Below are 19,830 nucleotides of genomic sequence, written 5' to 3' on the forward strand. Positions count from 1 at the left end.
CCCCTTAGTTTTTGCGAGTCAAGCTATCAGATACAATTCGTTCTTGTTCTTTTTTATGCACAGTTGGATCACCCTCAGCCGTACTTGAACGTCTTCTTCGGCCGATGTAACGTACTTTTACTTTTTCAGGCGCAATTTCACGTAAATATGGCTCAATGTATCCCCAAGCTCCCATATTTTGCGGTTCTTCTTGCACCCATACGATTTCTTCTAAGTTTGTCAGCTTTGTTAAAATTCCTTTAATATCTTTGGCTGGGAACGGATACAGCTGTTCCACTCTTGCAACGTGAAGCCAATCTTTCGGCTCTTCCATTTGAGTAAAACGATCACTAATATCAATGGATACCTTCCCGCTAGATAGCACGAGACGCGATACTTTTTCGTGATCATGTACAAGACCTGGCTGTTCAAGAACTGGACGGAACTGTCCATCCGTTAATTCTTGGACCTCAGACAATGTGTTCGGGTTACGAAGCAGACTCTTCGGTGTCATAATGACAAGCGGACGAATCTCTTCACGAAGCAGCATTTTCGCCTGTCTTCTAAGAATATGGAAATATTGCGCTGCACTTGTCAGATTCGCAACTGTCCAGTTATTCTCAGCAGCTGATTGCAGGAAGCGCTCTGTTCTTCCACTTGAATGCTCAGGACCTTGTCCTTCATATCCATGAGGCAGCAGCATCACTAAACCTGATTTTTGTCCCCATTTTGCACGGCCAGCTGAGATAAATTGATCGAAATACACTTGAGCCGCATTTGCGAAGTCTCCGAATTGAGCTTCCCAAATCACTAACGTTTCAGGAGAATAGACATTATAACCATATTCAAATCCGATGACTGAGCCTTCTGACAGTGGACTGTTATGAACAGTAAACGATGCATTTGCATCACTCAGTTCATGAAGAGCAATAAATTCATCACCCGTTTGACTGTCGTGAAGAACAAGGTTTCTTTGAGCGAAAGTACCACGCTCTGAATCCTGTCCGGTCATTCGAATTGGCGTACCGTCTTTTAATATAGATGCAAATGCGAGTGCTTCCCCAAGTGACCATTCTACTTTACGGTCATCTGTAAACACTTTTGCACGTTTTTCAAGGATCCTTTTCAGCTTACCAAATACTTGGAAATCATTCGGCCAGCTGATCAATTCTTCATTCAGCTTTCGCAATACATCAAATTCTACTGATGTATCCACTGCTGGGAAGCCGTTTGATACAGGCTCTGGCAGTTCGATTTCTTGAATCGTATGCTCTTTCTTTGAAGGCACCTTTTTATAGGCTTCTTCTATTTTTGCCGTCACAGCCTGCTCGATTTCTTCACGCTGCTCTTTTGTCAAAAGACCTTCTGAGACAAGTTTATCTGCAAAGATATTCTTGACCGTTTTGTGCTTTCTGACCGCATCGTACAGCATTGGCTGAGTTGTAGAAGGCTCATCCATTTCGTTATGACCGTATCTGCGGTAGCCGATCAAGTCAATAAGGAAATCCTTCTTGAAACGTTTGCGGTATTCTACAGCTAGCTGAACAGCCGCTAAACACGCTTCTGGATCATCTGCATTGACGTGAACAATAGGAATCTCAAACCCTTTTGCAAGGTCACTTGCATATTTCGTCGAACGAGATTCATTGCTTTCCGTTGTAAACCCGATCATATTGTTGGCAATAATATGGATGGTTCCGCCCACTTGATAGCCTACAAGTTGACTTAAATTTAATGTTTCTGCCACAATTCCTTCTCCAGGGAATGCTGCATCCCCATGAATTAAGATGGCTAACGCTTTTTCAACGTCTTGAACTGGATAGCCTTTTTGAGTACGTGATTCCTGAGCAGCACGCGTGCTTCCTTCAATGATTGGATCAATGAACTCCAAGTGACTTGGGTTATTAGCAAGCGTGACTCTCGCACTCTTTGTATCTTCGTCTTTGATTTGACGGTCAGCTCCAAGATGGTACTTAACATCCCCTGTCCATCCATAGCTGATGCCGATAGAGCCTTCTGATGGAACAAGCTCTTTATTTGGCGCATGCTGGAATTCTGAGAAAATGATCTCATATGGCTTGCCTAACACATGTGCTAATACATTTAAACGGCCTCTGTGTGCCATTCCAATGTTAATATTTGAAGTCCCTTGTGTAACGGACTCTGAAATAATTTCATCAAGTACTGGGACAAGTGCGTCTAAACCTTCTATAGAAAAGCGCTTTTGCCCAACAAATGTTTTATGAAGAAACTGCTCGAACTGCTCAACTTCTGTTAATCTCTTGAATACAGAAACTAGTTTATCTGATGGTTTTTTCTTAAATAGTTCACCAGACTCGATTGATTTTGAGAGCCAGTTTCGCTCTTCGAAGTCATGTACGTGATCAAACTCAAATGAAATGGTACGCTTATACGTATTTCTCAAATGGTTAATGGCTTCTATGCCGTTTGAAATGTGTTTTGGTGCATCCGGACTAATAATAGATATCGGAATATTCTTGACATCTTCTTCTGTTAAACCGTACTCCTTTAAAGGAAACAGTTCTTGTAATTCCTTTTCTTTGCGAAGAGGATTGACGGAAGCATTTAAATGGCCATACGTTCTGATGTCTTCTGCCAGTTTAACGACTGATGCTATCTTTTGGATTTGTTCAGAAGTAACTACGCTATTTTCTTTTTTCCCAATTTCCTCCTTCATTTCACTCGGTGGTGCACCAAGTTCATCAAATATGCCTCTTAGATCTTCATCAACACTAGTAGGATCCTGGACATACTGATCGTAGAGCTCGAGCACATAGCCGAGGTTCGGACCATGAAATTCTTCCCAACTCAACGGTTGTTTCACATCATTTTGAAACATTTTGAACACTACCCCCAACTTTGATCATCAAGTGATTGAACACTATCTCGATATAACTTCCAGAACACAATGACCAAATTTATGTAATAAAACGCTTCCAATAATATTCTACCACTGTTTTGGATTACTTTCTACATTCTTTGTTCAATTAAAGATAAAAAATTCACAGAAAAACAAAAAATTTAAATCATTCCGAAAAATAATTTAAAGAAAGGGGCAAAACCTTATGCCCCAATGCTTTTATGCAGCAGTTTCTTCAGTAGTGGATATAAAACATCTGGCAATGTATCGACATCTGGTACAAAAATGCTGAACTTGCCATACATATCTTGAATGGTTTTCATCTGTGCTTCTTCTATCGGCGAATTGGATAAAAACACATTGATCACTTCAATGCCCTTTTTCCTCGCTTCAAGAACTGCTTCATGCGTATCGACAATCCCATTTTGTTCGTAGCTGAACGCAGCTGGCTCTCCGTCTGAAAAGACAATCAGAAACTTTTGCTCTTCTCTTCGCTTTAAAATCATCTTTGTCATTTGACGAATCGCATAACCATCCCGGTTATCCTCTTCTGGCTCAAGAGACATAATAGAAGGCCCTGCATCAAATAAAGAATCTTTGAACGACACGACTGTGTTGAAGTAGTTTGGCTGACTTGTTTCTGTTGCGTCGTTTGTATCTTCCCAAAACCCAACAATTTGATGTGGGACTTGTACGGATTTTAACGCTTCATGAAATAGAACAATGCCTTTTTTCGTCTCGTCCATCTTGTCAAACATGCTCGCTGAACAGTCTACTAATAAGGTGAAAACAGCATCAATCTGAGAAGACGGTGCTTGTTTTTTATAGAAAAGACGCGGATTAGACTCTGTAAAGTAGCGAATCAGCTTTTTGCTGAGACGTCCCGCATGAAGGTCCGTTTTAGGCCAAGATTTTTTATGTTCAAGAGTTTTTTGGATCATTTGTTTTAAGCGTTTTTGGTAAGGCTCAATTTCCTTCGCATGCTGCTTGTATACATTGATTTGTTCTGGCATAGGCGGATCTGGTGAAATCATGACTGGAAACGCATATTTGTTCTCTTTTCCATTTTCATGACCGTCTGCTCCGCTTTCTTCACCTTCAGCCTCTTCCAGCGCCTCAAGCTTTGAATAATCTTTTCGGTGTGTTTGCTTTGCAGAGCCTTGTACAGTTCCGAGTGCCTGATCTCCGTCATCGCCTTCTCTTGCTGCATCCTTACCAAGATCACTTTTACCGCCATGCTCTAAATCAAATTGAAGGAAGCTTTTTGATGGCGCTTCGGTTTCTCGATGCCATACTTCCATGTACTCTTGGTGAATGTCTTCATCGCCTTCTTTTTCCCGGTCGACTTTGATGTCCTCACTTAATTTAGGTTTTCTTTTTAAGTCATGGAACAGTGGTTCTTTTGCCGCTTGTTCATAGTCCAATTCAGGGAAGAAAAAGTACGTATTCAGCATGTCCTTTTCAAGCAGCTCATCAAAGCCTTCCATCAATTCTTTGACAATAGCTGCAATGTCTGCTGTTGAACCCGCATCATACACACGTTCAAGACTTGACTCAATAAACGGAATCATCGGATTGATCTGCTCATGAAGAGGCGGAATCTCTTCGAGCGGAGAATCAGCTGTCAGCTTCACATAAATCGCACAAAAGAGTGCATCCGTTAATATGCTTCGTTCTTGGTTAATCGTTAATTGTGTCTTAAAGTGACGCCGGTACAGCTCTCTTCTTCGTTTAAATACCTTTTTTGTTCCTGGGCGGCCATGTTTAATCCGCTCTTCAATCCGGATATCTTCAAACAGCATAAACAATTGTTTACATACATCAGGAATGGATAATGTATGCGCATAGCGAACGATCTCCTGAAATACAGTAAGATCACTATAAACGGTCCCTACTGCACGAAGGAACACATCACTTTTCAGCCCTGCTAGCATATCTTCTTGTTTACGATCATCCCAAAAATGACTGATAAAAATTTTCTTTTCAAACGGTTCATAGTAGGACTGCACACCGTATTCAAGCTCGACATCATCACTTTTTGCTAACGTTTTAGCTAAATCCGTTAATTCCATAAATAGAAATGAATCGATTCTGCTGTCATTAAATTTGATAAATTTCACAAGTCAGAACCTCACTCGAATAATGTTTGGGCGATATTTCTTACCGCTGCTTTTTCCCGGTCATCTTCCAGTTTTTCAACAATCCCTCGTTCAACGGCACGAAGCGGCGGGATGTATTGCGCAAGATCACAAGTATCTAGGAGCGCGCGGATGGATGCTGCTTCTTCACTCACCTGTCCGTTATGAGCTTGTGTAATAAGGTCTGATGAGAGCTGAACGAATTGATCAATTAACCGCTCATCCTTTAAAACAGATTGAGATTGCAGCACATCTTTCAGGATACCGCCGCCGATATATGGAACGTCAATGACAACAAATCGGTTTTTTAACGCTTCATTTAGAGGCACTGTGCCGACATACCCTTCATTGATTGCCGCAATGACGCCAAAGCCTTCCTCTGCTCGAACAACCTCACCTGTAAATGGGTTTGTCATCATTTTTCTGTAGTCGAGTACACCATTTAAAATAGGAAGTGTTTCTGGCTTCGCCATGTTAATTTCATCAATATATAAAAGATGGCCTTTTTTCATTGCTTTTGTCACAGGTCCTTCGATGAATTCAATCGAAGCCACCTGACCATCATTATGAATGGTTTTATAGCCAATCAAGCTTTCTGCATCAAGATCAACCGAGCAGTTCACACTGTGCATCGGCTGCTGAAAGAAAGCGGATAATGTTTCTGCTAGTTTTGTTTTACCTGAGCCGGTCGGCCCCTTTAAAAGAACGTTTTTTCCTAGTGCTAATGCAATCATGGCATCTTGAATGATAGAAGTATCCTGTGATTCATAGCCGCCTGTTCCAATAAGTGGACGAAATTCTTCTTCCAGCCCTTTTGCTTTTGCTTCAATCATTGCTTGAATTTCTTCTGGGAGTGATTGTTCGTTAAACATGTATGATTAATTCCTCTCTTCGATCATTTTCCTCACCAAGTATACTAAAAAAACCTTTATGCACTCAATACATAAAGGTTAGACTTCTGTTATTTTACCATTTCTTTTGTCATTGAACCGCAAGCGATGCGTTTCCCTGAGTTTCCAGAAGGGTTACTTAAGTAATCATCTGCTTCTGCATGAATGATAAAGCTTCGCCCATTTTGATCGATTAATTGATTTGGGCCTCCCTTTAACGTCACATCTGGTACGTTCACGACAACATCGATTTGTCCATCTGCCCCTACCTCTAAATTAGGCATATCTCCAGCATGGTGCCCTTTTGGATTGTCAAAACCATGTTCTCTATGGGTTGGATTAAAGTGAGCTCCTGCCGTTTCAAAATCTGGCGTTTCACATATTCCTGTTTCATGAATATGAAAACCGTGAGGACCTGGCGGCAGCCCTTTCGCCTTCACATGCAAATCCAGCCCATTTTCTGAGGATTCTCTGATTTCAATGCTTCCTATTTTTTGCCCGCTTTCGTTTATGAGTGACGTCGTGACTGGTGATTGTTTAGGTGCGGCAACTTCGCTTGTTTCTTCTGTCATTTCTTTTTTCGGCGGTGCATGACATGCTGACGCAGTAAAGACCAAACATATCATGATCATCCACACTGACTTTTTCATTTATGACTGCCCCCTTTTGTTATCAGTATGGACAATCACAGCAGCGGGCAAACAAAAAAAGCCGAAAATCGGCTTTTTTTAGAAGAAACGTTTTGCACCTAAGTAGGCTTTTTTCCAATATGGGTTGCTTAAGTTCGAGATCCCTACTCCATTGTCACTTGCATGAAGGAAATCTCCCCCGCCAAGGTATAGTCCCATATGAGAAGGGCCCGCTTTATACGTTGTAAAATAAACAAAATCTCCAACTTGTGGTGTGCTAACAGAAGTCATCATATTCCAGTAGCCTGCTGTGCTTAGTCTGGATACAGATGAAACTTTGTTAATGAGATAGTAAACAAAGCCGCTGCAGTCAAATCCTGCTGGAGTATTACCACCCCATCTGTAAGGAACGCCTGTCAGCTTTTTCCCCTCTTGGATCATTGTCGTGATCTTTGCGTTCATTGGTACATCGTTTTTGTTATTGTTGACCGGAGTTGTTGAACCGTTAGACGTAGATCCGTTCGATCCAGTTGAGCCGGAAACTGCACCATTAATTTTTAATACTTGTCCAATTCTAAGCACATCACTTTTCAAGCTGTTGGCTGTGCGGATGGATTGAACCTGTACTTTGAATTGATTCGCAATTTTCCATAACGAATCGCCTGATTTTACAGTATAAGATGTTGTTTTCCCGCTAGAAGACTGGTTACTGTTTGAATTGCTTGGTTTAGTAGGTTTTGACTGACTTGGTTTTGATGCAGCCGTCCCTTTTACTTTCAATACTTGATTCGGATAAATCATATCAGATTTTAATCCGTTCAATGTTTTGATTTCACCAATCGACATATTTAGCGAATTCGCAATTTTCCAAAGAGAATCCCCTAATTTAACCTTGTATGTACTTGAAGACGATGAACTATTTGAGTTCGTTGTCTTATTGCTTGAGCTGGAGTTTGAAGATGAGTTTGAATTTGATGACTGGCTTCCGCTCGTCTTCGTGCTGCCAGATACCTTTAGCTTTTGACCAGGACGAATCAAGTCGCTGTTTAAGCTGTTTAGGCTTTTTAAGCTCGCAACTGACATTTTATGATTTTTTGCAATCAGCCATAAAGAATCTCCAAGCTTTACAGTGTAGCTGGAAGTCGTTGAAGCACTTGATTTCTTCGTTGCTTTTGATCCTGTTGATGAACTGGATTTCTTGCTTTTTTCGCCAGGAATTTTCAAGCTTTGTCCTGCGAAAATCATTGTCGTTTTTAATTGATTAAGAGATTGAAGCTCCGAAATACTTGTATTGTACTGTTCGGCAATCTTCCAAAGTGAGTCACCGCTTTTCACCTTGATCGTCTGTGCTTCTGCCGGTGCAGCAAACACAGCTGAGCCAGCGATCGCTGAAACTGTGAGGCCGGTTACTACTTTTTTCTTCATAAAGAAATCTCCGCCTTTCGTAATTTGGTTCATTAAGACTTATGTACTAGTTTCGAGTTTAGCATTTAATGGTTCTGCTTCTCTTGCACTATTTTATCTTTATTTCTATTATATTACTCGACATGAAGACGTTGGGCAATAACAAATAGGCTAAAGCAGCCAACTCAAAATGCTAAAAAACAAAGCCATATCGTTTCTATCGGCTGTTTGTTTTATTTATAAACATTTTTTAAGGAATTTTTAAGTTGACGTTTAGAAATTTGTCAAAACAAGCACGCTGCTAGTTTCATAGTTCTATTCTACATGACAAATTTTTCTGTATCAAATGACTTTTTGCTTAATTGGCTATTTTTTCTCCACAAATAAAAAAGCATCCTTCCGAATGAAGAATGCAGCGTTCATTTTTATTTTCTTATTTCCGGATCTTTTACGGTAAGCGGATAAAGCACGCCTTCTTTCGCAAACGACATTTTCCCCGTTTCTTCTGATACGACAAGAACAAGTGCATCGGTCATACCAGAGAGTCCGATAGCTGCTCTATGCCTTGTGCCGAGCGACGGGCTCACTTTTTTTGATGTAAGCGGCAGCACGTTTGCAGCAGAAACAAGTGTATTTTCTTTGACTAAAAGAGCCCCATCATGAAGTGGATTTCCCGGGTAAAAAATGCTTTCTATTAAGGAAGCACTAATTTTCGCATGAAGATTTGTCCCTTTTTGAATAAAATCCTCAACCTCATCCCTTCTTTGGATCACAATGAGTGCGCCATGCTTTTGTTTTGATAAATGCTCAATGGCTAAAGAAAATTGAGCAAATCCTGGTGTGAATTCTTCCATATACGCTTGTAAATAAAACGACGAAGCCTCTGCATGCATTTCATTAAACTGATCATGCAATGATTCGAGATCACAAAGTAAGCACTGCTCTGTTTCATCAAGAGAATCAATGATGTCACTTGCATCCTTCATAATGTTCATCAAGTGTGTTCTCATTCCTGCTTTAAATATGACTTCTTCGTTCGTCCGGTGGATCATCTGACCTTTTCCCTCCTTCTTTCGCTTGTTGTTATAAAATAGCAAATTGTGCACATTCTATTTGTATGGAGGTGAGCTTAATATGACCATTCAGAAAATCATCCAATATGCTTGCAGCATTTTAGGTGTTGTCAGTCTTTCTTTTATTTATGCCCAAATGTTTAAAAAAACGAAGCCATCTAAGAAAAATAATCCGACGGAGAATTGATTTTTTTACATAGCATGATATAATTCCTCTCGTTATTTCTGTTCAGAGAGGAACTTATGATGAGAGAAACGAATAGCATTCGAGCAAAGCTGACACTATTTTTAACCATTTTGATTCCGATTTTAATCACCCAAGCAGGTCTTTCACTTATTACATTTTTAGATACGGTGATGTCTGGAAAAGTAAGTGCAGAAGACCTTGCGGGTGTTGCGATCGGTTCTAGTATTTGGACACCTGTTTATACAGGACTTGCCGGTATTTTAATGGCCGTTACTCCGATTGTGGCTCAGCTGATGGGGGCTGGGCATAAAGAAGATGTTCCCCGGGCTGTCTTTCAGGCGATCTATTTGTCCTTTCTTTTAAGTATCGCTGTGATTGTCATTGGTACGATCAGCGTTCCTTACATACTCGGAGGACTTGGACTCGAGCAATCTGTAGAGGATATTGCCCGGCATTTTCTCAGCTTTCTTGCGTTTGGCATCATCCCGCTGTTTGGTTATTCGGTGCTAAGGTCATTTATTGATGCATTAGGGAAAACACGCGTGACGATGTTCATCACGCTCACAGCACTTCCTATTAACTTTGTTTTAAATTACGTATTGATTTTTGGGAATTTTGGCTTTCCAAAGCTTGGCGGTGCGGGTGCCGGCCTTGCATCTGCAATGACGTATTGGGCGATTTTCATCATGAGTATTTGTATTGTCATTAAAGCAGAGCCATTCGCCTCATTTCGTTTGTTTCAAAAACTGCCTCGAATGAATATCTCCCGTGTAGGGCAAATACTGAAAATTGGCCTTCCTATCGGGTTTTCGATCTTTTTTGAAACGAGTATCTTTGCAGCAGTGACGCTGTTAATGGGTCACTTTGATACCATTACAATCGCCAGTCACCAAGCAGCGATGAACTTTGCTTCTATCCTATATATTTTACCGCTTAGTATCTCAATGGCGTTAACGATCGTTGTTGGGTTTGAAGCGGGGGCTAAGAGGTATAAAGACGCGCAAAGCTACAGCTATATCGGCATTGGAACGGCGGTATTATTCTCATTATGTACAGCCGCACTCATTTTGTTATTCAGACCAGAGATCGCTGGTTTATACACAGCTGAATCAGCTGTTTTACAAATGACACAGCACTTTTTAATTTACGCGATCTTTTTCCAACTGTCAGATGCGATTGCTGCACCCATTCAAGGGGCTCTGCGGGGCTATAAAGATGTGAATTATACGCTGATTGCTGCTTTTGTCTCTTACTGGGTCATCGGTCTTCCTGCCGGTTATCTCATTGGCACATATACCTCATTTGGTGCGTTTGGTTATTGGATTGGGCTGATTGCTGGGCTTGCTGCAGGTGCCATCGTCCTCTTTATCCGTCTTAAATTGATTGAAAGACGATATACACTCTCTAATACATAATCAACCGAATCCTTCTCGGTTGATTTTTTATTTGATTCACTACTCATCAGTAGATAACTTAATTGATTCGATCTTATCTTTTTACTGCTCGGAAGCAGGAGGCGTGAAAAGGTCATTGTTATTTTAATTTACGGACTTTTTTCACATATAAATAGAATGTGATGAAAAGAGAGACAATGACGATCAGAAATAAAATAACATAGCCGACATTTGAATTTCCTGCTGGTACCACTGTGATCGTTAAAATACCAATAAGCGAAATCTGACCTAATAACTTAAACGCATTGATTAAAGAGTTGACACGTCCCATAAACGCATTATCAACATAATGAAACAGATAGCTTTTTCTAAAAATTCTAATTGATGCATTTGCGTTCCCCAAAAGAAGGCTTGCTGCAATAAATGTGAATGAATGTGGAATTATGAAAATGGCCATTATTGAGGTGGCAAAAAGAATCATAAACAAGATAATTCCCGGAATATCCCCGACTTTCTTCGACATTTGATACGTGATGAAGCCAGCGCTAATTGCTCCAATTGCGTAAAAAATATTTGCGATACCAATCACTGAAGGCCCCTCATTCAAGAAATGATAAACAAAAATCGGATCCAAATAATTTGCCACAATAATGACAATGCTGGGGACAAAAGTTGTTAATAAAAGAACAAACATAACTTTACGATGAAAAAGATATTGAAGTGATGATGTGAAATTCGCCCAATATGATACACTTTTTGTAGAATGGGATTGTTCCTTAATTGAACTGCTAGATTGATAAGGCAATTTATAAATGAGGATTGATGCGATAACGTATGTGATCACATTCATAATCAATATAAGGGTCATCGATATTTGTCCGATCAAACAAGCAGCTAATCCAGAGCTAATCATTAATGCTGCTTGACCTTGAACTTCTAAACTGCTATTCACTTTGCTATATTCACTTTGATTAAACATTTCCTGAGTTAGAGCTGATAAAGTTGGATATTTTATTGAGTCATATGTCGTATTATACAAGGGCAATAAAACAACAAGTATCATATTGAGAAGATTTGAAATATCAAAGAGAATGAGAAAAATAAACAGCGTGACTGCACCAATGATCTCTAATTTAAGAAATATGCTTTTTCGAGAGTGTCTATCAACCAAGCTGCCTAAAAAGGGCGAGGAAAAGAACACAAAAGCCATCGTAACCATAGTTAAAATACCATATAATACTGACTGATTTAATTGGTCTACTAACAACCAAATAATTAAATAAGAAGTAACTCCAGTACCCACAGTAGAAATAAGGTTTGCCGCTAATAACAATCTTAGCTTGCCCATTTTAATCACTCCCTTTTTGAATAAAATGTTCCTTCTACTGAATCTCAGGATTGTCATTCCACGAAAAATGCAGACTAAACGATTAGCGACATTTTATAAAGATTTTTTATTACATCCTGCACTTTAAATGATTAATATTCAGACAATTAGGTGTATAGATAGAAATAATAGCAAATTTTATAACAAAATTCGCTTTTCAATAGGTGAAATTTACCATATCGAATATCTTCAGTCAATACATAAAATGGATGAGAAATATATTTCTAATAAAGAATTTGTTTCAATGATAGCTGTTTAGATCAAAAAAGAGAAAGAGGCTGTCAAAACATATCGACAGCCTCTTTCTTATTTAATCATTCCATTGGTACGTCCAGAAAATTTCTTCATCAAACCATTTTTGGACGACTGGTTCTTTGTTTTTCAATTTTTGTTCCAGTTCTCTCAGCATGCCTTCTGTTTGCGTTCTATGCGCTCTCAGTGCATTTAATTTGATATCTGCAACATCTGTAATGTCAATGACAATATCCGCATTTCCAAGCACTTCTTCTCTATTTTTCGTAATGGCCATGCAGTATGTGACAGGGCGGTCTTCTTTTTTCTTGCGGTATAGAGCACGAATGACAGCTTCGCCTGTCGCATCATGATCAGGGTGTACACCGTGTCCTGGATAAAACGTCACAATGAGTGTCGGTTTGACTTCATCAATGATGGATTCCATCACATCTGCCAAATACTCGTCGTCTTCAAATTCCAATGTTTTATCACGCAAGCCAAGCATACGTAAGTCTGTGATATCCATTTCTTTGCAGGCATTGATTAATTCCTGTTTTCTTAATTCCGGAAGTGTTTCACGGTTAGCATATGTTGGGCTTCCCATATTTCTGCCCATTTCCCCAAGTGTCCCACATGCATATGTGACGGGAATTCCGCGTTTTCTGCTTTGTGCAATGAGACCTGCAACCCCAAAGGATTCATCATCGGGGTGAGGCAGCATCACTAGTACATGTTCGTTCATGACTCGTCACCCTTTCTTCTACACCTGAAATGGTGTTTCACTAATTTGTAATGAGATCGCTAGTTTCCCGTCTGGCAAGTGCCCAGCTAAAAGCAGGCGGCCTTGGTCATCAAACACATAATCGGTTAATCCTTCTGCGTAAATCCAGCCATCTTCTGTTTTCATTCCAACACGGTATGGACCTTGTCCTTTTATTTTCGCCTGTGAATAGACGACTTTCGCGTTGCGGATATATGCCACAACCGTCATATTTTGTTCGTTTACATGAGCTGAATAAGAACCAGTTGTCGTTTCAAGATGAACGAAGACTGGACGATTTAAAAACGATTCAAGATGTGCTGTGACATCTTCCGTTTGAATTGGTTTCATGAGTGGTTCCTTCCTTCATTTTGAATTAATTCTCGCAGCTTTTTTGTATGTAAGCTGATCAGCTGCAGCTGATGATCATGCTTAAGCTCACTTTCTAAAATTCTCTCCACAGCAAGCACATACTTTTGGTGTAATGATTTCCTCGCCCTCGGATGAGTTCGTGCATCAAGTAAATCATCACATATGGCCTCGTGTAAAGAAAACATATCATCAACATCAAGCTGACGATTTTTCCATAAAGATTGATAGGCGGCTGCAAGCTCATGAGCTGACGACATATGATCACCTCTACAGTTTTGGTAACAACTTATTATGACATGATCCGCCTGCAAAAAAAAGCAAACTGCTCGTTTGGCTTAATGAGAATTCGCTGTTTTTTTCATGCGTAATTGAGAGGTGGTAAACAGTAAAATCGCCACCCAAATACAAAGAAACGTCACAATTTTAGCTGCGGATAAGTGTTCGTGATAGACAAACAGCCCTAAAAACAGCGTAATTGTCGGTGCAATGTATTGCAAAATGCCCACTTGATAAAGAGGAATTCTTTTTGCGCCTTCTGAGAATAAAAGAAGCGGCACGGCTGTAAAAACACCTGCAAAAAATAAGAGACCGAGCGACCCGAAGCTGTTAGGATTCATAGTCACAACAGGTTCTTTTAAGAAAAATAATAAGTACACTAGTGCAGCCGGTGCGAGAAGCAGCGTTTCAATCGTCAAACCAATCGCGCTCGTGAAGCTCATCCTTTTTTTAATCAGACCATAAAAACCGAAGCTAAAGGCTAATAAGAAAGCAACGACAGGAAATGACCCGTATTGAACTGTTGAAAGGATCACCCCAAATGCAGCAATGAGGATGGCAATGGTTTGTAATTTATTAAGTCGTTCTTTTAAGAAAATAATCCCTAATAGAACGGATACAAGCGGATTAATATAGTACCCTAAACTTGCTTCTAGCATAAGACCATGATTGACTGCCCAAATATATACATACCAGTTGACCGAAATTAAAATAGCAGATAAAAGTAATGAAAAAAATGCTTTACCATCCAGTATGAGACCCTTTACTGTCTGCATCGCTGGGCGGACTTGTTTTAAATACAAAAGAATACCGCACATAAACACAAATGACCATACAATTCTGTGCGCTAAAATTTCGCCTGACGAAATATGCTCCATCAGCTTCCAATATAACGGGAATAAACCCCAGAGTGTAAAAGATGCTGCCGTGTAGAGAACACCTTTTGAATGCTGTTCGTTCAATGTAACCATCCCTTTCTAAATCTAACGTATATTATAGCACGCACGCTGGCGAATGGGCATATACTAATTCAGGGCATTTAGAAAGGATGATTCGCATGTTCGACTGGAACCGATTATTCCCTTTTCAAAAGCAGTTCTCAAAAGAAGCCTTAAAGAATTCAGATCCTAAAGACGTTGAGCAGTATGTCAATCAAGTCATGGAAAGTGTATTCGGCTCCAATTATCCTGCTCAGTTCCCATTTCAGGACCCCCTATCTCAAAAACAAAAAACGAGAGAAACTGACGTTCAAAAAGAAAAAGAGCCAGAAGTCGAAGTGTTCGAGACGACTGATCATGTGTTTGTCAAAATTGAACTTGCTCGTCCGAACACAGAAAAAGTCAAAATCAAACATACAGCCAATCTGCTGTTTATTGATCATTTTCCTGAAGAAGGGGCGCAGAAAAAAGTCGTCCTCCCTGCTGCTGTGAAGCGAAAAGGAACGAAGGCGTCGTATCAAGACGGTATATTGGAAATTATGTTTTTAAAGCATGATGATCCAGGAATTTCTGAAATTGATATTCCATTATAAAAAGCCTGCTTTGGAATGGAAGCAGGCTTACTCTTTTTTCTTAATAATATGGTGGATATCCGCCGCCATAAGGTGGTGGAGCAGGCGGTGGTGGCGGGGGGTAATATGGACGGGGATAATTAAAAATCGCACTTCCTAGAAATCCGCCAAGCAGTCCGCCGACCAAAGGAGCGCCAAAACCAAAAAACAAAGGGACTCTGGATTCATATGGCGGAATGCCAGGGGCGCCGCCTCGAAAATACGGAGTATGAGGGTACATGCATTTCTCCTCCTTTGTCATGTGCCTAACATCAGCATATTCATCAAGAGTCAAAATGTTTGGGCAAACCTGAAACTAGGCTTGCTCCTTTTTGTCGTGAGTGTCTGTATACTCCCCTGCCCACCGAGATACCTCATGAAACACATCATGTAACGCATTCCCTTTTTCAGTTAAGCTGTAAATGACTTTGACAGGCGTCTCAGGCAGGACAGTCCGCTCTATAATTCCTTCTTGCTCGAGCTCTTTTAAACGCTCTGCAAGCATTTTTTGACTGATAGATGGAATCGTGTCTGTGAGGTCTTTAAAACGCTTTGGACCATCAAGCAATACATGTATAATAAGCCCATTCCACCTTTTGCCTAGGAGTAAAAAAGCTTGCTGAATGTGTGGACATAATTGGAATTCCATAAATTTCAGCCTTTCTTTTCATGATTGTTTGACAAACTAACGGTGTACAATTTAAAATATCTCTAGTTACAATAAGTAAGTTTCTCACTTTTTAGTTATTGTACCATACTATTTGCAAAAACGGGAGGAAATATCCATATGGCGACCGATCAAAAAACGATTGACATCTTAAAACAAAGAGCTTCAGTAAAAGAGTATGATACTACTCATGAAATGACAAAAGAAGAATTAACAGAGCTTCTTGAAATCACAACAAAAGCACCATCTGCTTGGAACCTTCAACATTGGCACTTCACTGTTTTCCATAGTGCTGAAGCAAAAGCGAAGTTACTTCCAATCGCGTACAACCAAAAGCAAATATCACAAGCATCAGCTGTTATTGCAGTTCTAGGTGACCTTGAAGCTAACCAAAATGGCGAAAAAATCTACAGTGAGCTGGCTGAACAAGGCTTTATTACTGAAGACATTAAAGAAACATTGATGACTCAAATCAATGGCGCATATCAAAGTGAGCAATATGCACGAGAAGCAGCGTATTCAAATGCTTCATTAGCTGCTATGCAATTAATGATTGCGGCAAAAGCAATGGGCTATGATACGTGTGCAATGGGTGGCTTCAGTAAAGAAGCATACATCAAGGAATTCAATGTCAGCGGCCGCTACGACCCAGTGATGCTGATTTCTGTTGGTAAAGCAGCAAAAGAAGCTCATAAAAGCAATCGTTTCGACATCGAAGAAGTATCTGATTTCCTTTAAAAATTGGCAAGGTCTCAGCTTTTATGCTGGGGCTTTTTTATTTGCTTCAAATATTATTTTTACATACTTTCTTTCCCCTTCTCCCTCTTTACATCTTCACTCTTTCTCCTTTTTAAGAATGAAAGCGTTATATTAGTATGATATTCCCCAAAATGATTGTTTTTTCTGAAAATGGTCTTGTGATCTAATCTGACAACTGCTATTATTATGAAATTACAAAATATTCAGGAGGAAATCATGAACAAAAAATTGATGCTGGCACTACTTATCGCGATTCCATTCATTGGACAACTCGCATTGCTGCCATTTGCGAACCGCATTCATCCATTTGTCATCGGCCTGCCCTTTTTCCACTTCTGGCTCTTACTATGGATTGTACTCACACCAATTTGCACATTTATCATTTATAAGATGCAACATTCAAATGGAGGAACTGACTAATGCAAGGAAATTTAACAGCTTTATTGATTACTGCAAGTATTATTTTCATCGTCGTGGTCATCGGTTTTGCCGCTGGTCGTGACAAATCATCAAGACAGTCAGTAGAAGAATGGTCTGTCGGCGGGAGAAAATTTGGCGGACTGCTTGTCTGGTTTCTCGTTGGCGCAGACTTATATACAGCTTATACCTTTTTAGGGCTTACAAGTACAGCTTATACAGCTGGAAGCGTCGCTTTTTTCGCTATTCCGTATTCAGTCCTAGCTTATTTTATTGCTTATTTCTTTTTACCGAAACTATGGACGGTAGCGAAAAGTCACAACCTTACAACACTTGCCGATTATGCACGTGAGCGGTTTGACAGCAAGCTGTTATCTAGTTTGATTGCGATTGTTGGGGTACTTATGCTGATTCCTTATATTTGTCTTCAGTTGAGCGGGATTCAAGATACATTAACTGTCGCTGGAACGAATTATATTAATGTCAATGCAGTTGTTATCATTTCATTTATTTTAGTCGCACTTTATACATTTTTCAGTGGTATTAAAGGTCCTACATATACAGCCATTATTAAGGATATTCTCGTTTGGGTGATCATGCTGTTTATGGTGGTTTCACTGCCAATTATTCATTTTAACGGCTGGACACCGATGATGAACACGTTAGCCAAAGAAGCACCTCAGCTTCTCACGATCCCTGAAGGCGGTCCTAAGGGCATTTTATGGTTCATTACTGCTTCAGGCGTTTCTGCCCTCGCTTTGTTTATGTGGGCACACGCGGCAACTGGGGTTTTTACAGCCAAAAGCGCAGATGCCATCCGTAAAAACAGCATGTTTTTGCCTCTTTATAATATTGTATTGATTTTGGTCATCTTCCTTGGATTTATTGCCTTTTTAGTCTTACCAGAAGATACAAATCCAAGATTTGCTCTTCTTCATTTAATTCAAACATCATATGGCGGCGTAATGCAGGGGCTCGCTTATTCAACGATTGCACTGGCTTCCCTCATTCCATGCTCCATCATGGCTATTGGTGCATCGAATTTATTTGCCAATAATTTATACCGTGACTTAATTCATCCGAATGTGTCACCTAAAAGATTGACCATCATTACACGTTCGATGGTGTTTATCGTTATCGGGCTCGCTCTTTTATTCGGAATGCTATTCCCAACTGCACTTGTCACACTTCAGCTCATTGGTGTTTCAGGAATGGTCCAAATCTTCCCAGCTATTGCCATCAGCTTATTCTGGAAAAAACAATCGAGAGAAGCAACGATTGCTGGGTTAGTCATTGGAATCATCGTCACCTTTACAGCGAATATCTCACAAGTCACGTTTGGTCTTTATGAAGGTTTTCTTGGTTTACTAGCAAACGTCGTAGTCATCTTGATTTTAAATCCATTCTTCCAAAAGAAGGTCACATCCAATTCTGTCATGAATGAACTATTTGAAAAGGATGATGAAAAAACAGAAGCGATCACAAGATAAGAAAAAGCAGTCCCCTGATGAGGACTGCTTTCATCTTGTAGACAAAATCTACAAGATTTTTTGTATAACACATTTCCAATGTACATGCTGGAGTTTTATTTTTTTACGGCATGAATGTAATGAATGGTCTCAAAAGCTGATAGGTAATCTTCTCTATTGTTAAAATACAGTTTATTAATTTTTTCAGGTGATAAATGTTCATAAATGAGTAAATCTGATTTCTCTAACACCTTTTCGATTTCAAAGTACGAAAAACATGATTTCATCGGTTCTCCGCCTATTGAAGCCATTTTCACCATATTTTCAACTCTATTAGAGGTTCCTTTTTCTTCGAATAGTTTTTCATCTGCATAATCAAAAACGATTGAACTTCCTGATGGAACCTTGGTGAATAAATAATCTATTAAGCTTGAAACTTCCTCTTTCGTTAAATAGTAAGAAACCCCTAGAAGACTAAAGAGCGTCTTTTTGTTATCAAATCCTTGACCTATTAGGTTTTGATAGGACAAATTTTTGGTGAAGTCCATAGAAACAAAATGAAGATTACTTGGGATTTTTAAGTTAGCCTCGTCCAATCTTTGCTTTTTAAATTCCTGTGTAGTAGGATGATCAATTTCAAATATTTCTAAGCTGTTTTCCAATTCTGAATGTCGGAAGCTAAAAGTATCTAATCCAGCGCCAAGTATGACATATTGTCTTAATCCTAACGCTACCTCATGAAGCAATACTTTTTCGCAATACGCAGCACGTGATAAGGTTATTGGAGACAGCTGGACTTGTGTAATCCATTTTAATATTTCTTCTGTATTTCCTTCGAATTTTTGTGCGATATCTTTGTTGAAGAAATGTATGCCTTGAACCATATTTTCTTTGATGTCATTGAATTCTTTTTCAGAAATTAATTCTTTAGCTATATAATCATTAAAGATTTTAGGCGTATCAAATTGACTATGATAGGATCTAGCAAAAGCTGATATTAACGAAGTGACACTGGACTCATCTTTCTTCATACAAACACACTCCTTTATTTTAGAACAAAAAAATAGGATTCTCCTGGCCAGAAGAATCCTATTATATATTCTAAAAATAAGAAAGTAAATTATAGCATAATCACATTTTTTTGTCAAGTTTAAAACAGTCTTTTTCCATACAAATAGTAACACCTAACAGCGTTACATGGATCAAAAAAGAAAGTATACTTACTTTCATTGCCATGAATTTTAAAAGGAAGCAAACTAGACATGGAAAGACCCGTGTTCAGCTTAAAACTCTATATGTTTTTATCAAAAAACCCCACTTCACTTAAAATAAAGGTGGGGTTTTTCTACAATCTTAAAGCAGTCC

General features: G+C 39.4%; 20 protein-coding genes. 6 read left to right on the plus strand and 14 right to left on the minus strand.

What is annotated here, in order from left to right; all coding sequences use genetic code 11:
• Positions 1 to 4 precede the first annotated feature (4 nt).
• The 6 genes from sucA to cdaS form a co-directional block, all read right to left on the minus strand.
• Entirely contained in the window at positions 5 to 2,839 is a 2,835-nt protein-coding gene (gene sucA / locus NST59_RS09570) for a 2-oxoglutarate dehydrogenase E1 component (protein ID WP_039179296.1), read from the minus strand.
• A gap of 224 nt (positions 2,840 to 3,063) precedes the next feature.
• On the minus strand, positions 3,064 to 4,980 hold the full coding sequence (locus NST59_RS09575) for a vWA domain-containing protein (protein ID WP_064497476.1): 1,917 nt from the start codon (positions 4,978 to 4,980) through the stop codon (positions 3,064 to 3,066).
• Between the two features lie 11 nt (positions 4,981 to 4,991).
• Complete coding sequence (locus NST59_RS09580) at positions 4,992 to 5,870, minus strand: ATP-binding protein (RefSeq protein ID WP_024422689.1); 879 nt, start codon at positions 5,868 to 5,870, stop codon at positions 4,992 to 4,994.
• An 89-nt stretch (positions 5,871 to 5,959) separates the two neighbouring features.
• Positions 5,960 to 6,538: a superoxide dismutase family protein gene (locus NST59_RS09585; RefSeq protein ID WP_039179302.1), complete on the minus strand. Its 579-nt coding sequence runs from the start codon at positions 6,536 to 6,538 to the stop codon at positions 5,960 to 5,962.
• Positions 6,539 to 6,616: 78 nt separating this feature from the next.
• Positions 6,617 to 7,942 carry a C40 family peptidase gene (locus NST59_RS09590; RefSeq protein ID WP_039179305.1) on the minus strand — a complete coding sequence of 442 codons (1,326 nt, stop codon included), beginning with the start codon at positions 7,940 to 7,942 and terminating at the stop codon, positions 6,617 to 6,619.
• A gap of 404 nt (positions 7,943 to 8,346) precedes the next feature.
• Positions 8,347 to 8,973 carry a sporulation-specific diadenylate cyclase CdaS gene (gene cdaS / locus NST59_RS09595; protein WP_039179307.1) on the minus strand — a complete coding sequence of 209 codons (627 nt, stop codon included), beginning with the start codon at positions 8,971 to 8,973 and terminating at the stop codon, positions 8,347 to 8,349.
• Positions 8,974 to 9,055: 82 nt separating this feature from the next.
• On the opposite strand from cdaS, the gene NST59_RS09600 reads away from it, so the two are divergent.
• Complete coding sequence (locus tag NST59_RS09600) at positions 9,056 to 9,181, plus strand: hypothetical protein (protein WP_008359993.1); 126 nt, start codon at positions 9,056 to 9,058, stop codon at positions 9,179 to 9,181.
• A 59-nt stretch (positions 9,182 to 9,240) separates the two neighbouring features.
• A complete protein-coding gene (locus NST59_RS09605) occupies positions 9,241 to 10,596 on the plus strand; it encodes an MATE family efflux transporter (protein WP_341040584.1) in 1,356 nt (451 codons plus the stop codon).
• A gap of 118 nt (positions 10,597 to 10,714) precedes the next feature.
• Here NST59_RS09605 and NST59_RS09610 read toward each other — a convergent pair whose 3' ends face one another.
• The 5 genes from NST59_RS09610 to rarD all read right to left on the minus strand — a co-directional run bounded on the left by NST59_RS09610 (position 10,715) and on the right by rarD (position 14,575).
• A complete protein-coding gene (locus NST59_RS09610; protein ID WP_341040585.1) occupies positions 10,715 to 11,923 on the minus strand; it encodes an MFS transporter in 1,209 nt (402 codons plus the stop codon).
• Positions 11,924 to 12,272: 349 nt separating this feature from the next.
• Positions 12,273 to 12,938, minus strand: coding sequence for a bacillithiol biosynthesis deacetylase BshB2 (gene bshB2, locus NST59_RS09615; protein WP_039179311.1), 666 nt, complete (start codon positions 12,936 to 12,938; stop codon positions 12,273 to 12,275).
• 18 nt (positions 12,939 to 12,956) lie between these two features.
• Positions 12,957 to 13,307 carry a YojF family protein gene (locus NST59_RS09620; RefSeq protein WP_008359999.1) on the minus strand — a complete coding sequence of 117 codons (351 nt, stop codon included), beginning with the start codon at positions 13,305 to 13,307 and terminating at the stop codon, positions 12,957 to 12,959.
• The gene (locus NST59_RS09625) at positions 13,304 to 13,585 is read right to left on the minus strand and encodes a hypothetical protein (protein ID WP_106025056.1); all 282 of its coding nucleotides are present in this window, start codon (positions 13,583 to 13,585) and stop codon (positions 13,304 to 13,306) included. Before NST59_RS09625 ends, NST59_RS09620 begins: the two co-directional genes overlap by 4 nt.
• Positions 13,586 to 13,663: 78 nt before the next feature.
• Positions 13,664 to 14,575, minus strand: a complete 912-nt coding sequence (rarD, locus tag NST59_RS09630; RefSeq protein WP_039179314.1) for an EamA family transporter RarD — start codon at positions 14,573 to 14,575, stop codon at positions 13,664 to 13,666.
• A gap of 86 nt (positions 14,576 to 14,661) precedes the next feature.
• Between rarD and NST59_RS09635 the strand changes: the two genes are divergently transcribed.
• On the plus strand, positions 14,662 to 15,135 hold the full coding sequence (locus NST59_RS09635; protein ID WP_106025055.1) for a spore gernimation protein GerT: 474 nt from the start codon (positions 14,662 to 14,664) through the stop codon (positions 15,133 to 15,135).
• 40 nt (positions 15,136 to 15,175) lie between these two features.
• Here NST59_RS09635 and NST59_RS09640 read toward each other — a convergent pair whose 3' ends face one another.
• Positions 15,176 to 15,394, minus strand: coding sequence for a hypothetical protein (locus tag NST59_RS09640; RefSeq protein ID WP_024422697.1), 219 nt, complete (start codon positions 15,392 to 15,394; stop codon positions 15,176 to 15,178).
• Positions 15,395 to 15,469: 75 nt separating this feature from the next.
• The gene (locus tag NST59_RS09645; RefSeq protein ID WP_041085725.1) at positions 15,470 to 15,802 is read right to left on the minus strand and encodes a winged helix-turn-helix transcriptional regulator; all 333 of its coding nucleotides are present in this window, start codon (positions 15,800 to 15,802) and stop codon (positions 15,470 to 15,472) included.
• Positions 15,803 to 15,940: 138 nt separating this feature from the next.
• On the opposite strand from NST59_RS09645, the gene NST59_RS09650 reads away from it, so the two are divergent.
• The 3 genes from NST59_RS09650 to NST59_RS09660 all read left to right on the plus strand — a co-directional run bounded on the left by NST59_RS09650 (position 15,941) and on the right by NST59_RS09660 (position 18,486).
• Entirely contained in the window at positions 15,941 to 16,558 is a 618-nt protein-coding gene (locus NST59_RS09650; protein WP_058838910.1) for a nitroreductase family protein, read from the plus strand.
• Positions 16,559 to 16,795: 237 nt separating this feature from the next.
• Positions 16,796 to 16,999 (plus strand): DUF3311 domain-containing protein, encoded by a 204-nt coding sequence (locus NST59_RS09655; protein ID WP_024422700.1) that lies wholly within the window; start codon positions 16,796 to 16,798, stop codon positions 16,997 to 16,999.
• Positions 16,999 to 18,486, plus strand: coding sequence for a sodium:solute symporter family protein (locus NST59_RS09660; protein WP_039179321.1), 1,488 nt, complete (start codon positions 16,999 to 17,001; stop codon positions 18,484 to 18,486). Before NST59_RS09655 ends, NST59_RS09660 begins: the two co-directional genes overlap by 1 nt.
• A gap of 95 nt (positions 18,487 to 18,581) precedes the next feature.
• On the opposite strand, the gene NST59_RS09665 is transcribed toward NST59_RS09660, so the two are convergent.
• Positions 18,582 to 19,496, minus strand: a complete 915-nt coding sequence (locus tag NST59_RS09665) for a class I SAM-dependent methyltransferase (protein ID WP_341040586.1) — start codon at positions 19,494 to 19,496, stop codon at positions 18,582 to 18,584.
• Between the last annotated feature and the right edge of the window lie 334 nt (positions 19,497 to 19,830).

It is taken from the genome of Bacillus sp. FSL R5-0439, assembly GCF_038008805.1.
GTDB lineage: Bacteria > Bacillota > Bacilli > Bacillales > Bacillaceae > Bacillus > Bacillus safensis.